Origin of the sequence: Methylibium sp. T29 (assembly GCF_000576205.1) — a bacterium.
Taxonomy (GTDB): domain Bacteria; phylum Pseudomonadota; class Gammaproteobacteria; order Burkholderiales; family Burkholderiaceae_C; genus Methylibium; species Methylibium petroleiphilum.
Genome location: NZ_AZND01000537.1, coordinates 1 through 1,030, shown reverse-complemented (window position 1 = coordinate 1,030; position 1,030 = coordinate 1). Strand labels below are relative to the sequence as shown.

Below are 1,030 nucleotides of genomic sequence, written 5' to 3'. Positions count from 1 at the left end.
GCATCCGACAGATACAGCTCTGCACCTGCCACCAACGGCTCAAAGCGCTGGTTGGTCGGGAAGCTGCGCACGCGCTTGAAGGCCGGCAGATACCCATAAAGCTGCGGAAACAGGTTTTGATCGTAGGCCCAGATGTTGAGAAAGATCGTTCCGCGTGCATCTGCTGGCTCAGTGAACAGAACCGACTGGTAGCGCAACTTGTCAGGCTCGCCAGCCCAGTACGGCTTGGGGTCGATCACGGTTCGGGCAACCGTAGACATCTCTGCCCAAACAGACGAGTATTGGTACTGCAAGTTTCCGGAGGGGTCGAGGTCATACTCCTTGCTCGCGTAGAGTGACACATCGTGTCGCCCCCAGCTCAGCGTATGCGCCGCGAACATCTCGAGAGCTGACGTAGGCTCTGGGAAAGGATTGCCGCCGATCCACGGCTTGCCTTCAGTTGTCACGATATTTCCCGTAGCGTCGAACCGCGCTTTGCCACGATTGCGCGCCGTCGCCTCCAGATACGGTAGCGGATTCAAACGACTTAGGTCCGTCGTGGTCGGCGCCAGCACCAGCTTGCGCCCCATCGTTGAGATCTGCCGAAAGCGGACAGGGTCTAGCAGATCCTTCACTAGTGCTACGTTGGTCGCATCGATCACGTCACCGGATTTGAGCTTTCCTTTTGAATAGACCTCAATCGATAGCAGCTCGTCTGGGTAAGCTGCCGCGACTGAACCAGTCCGCAGGAAAGCGCCCCATGCCGAACCCAACACGCCGGCACGCAGAAGCCCCTTGCTAGTAGCATCAAGGAAGGCTCTACGGCTGTAATCGCGATCGAAACGCAAGAGGTGCGCCATGAACTATCCGTGTAGGCCGCTGCAACGGCATTGAGGCAATTTACAAACAAAAAAGCACCGGCTGCGCAAGCGGCCGGTGCAAGTCGCAGTCGAATCCCGACCCCCTGCTGCGAGGCTGGATCGACTCACACCATGACTAGACACTCAGAACTGATAGGCCACACGCGCAAAGATCTCGTTGTTGTGCTGCA

Annotated in this window: 1 protein-coding gene; it reads right to left on the bottom strand. The window is 57.6% G+C overall.

The window, feature by feature from the left end; translation table 11 throughout:
- A partial coding sequence (locus x551_RS22640; protein ID WP_036251931.1) for a DUF1329 domain-containing protein occupies positions 1-839 on the bottom strand: 839 nt, incomplete at its 3' end.
- Positions 840-1,030 lie beyond the last annotated feature (191 nt).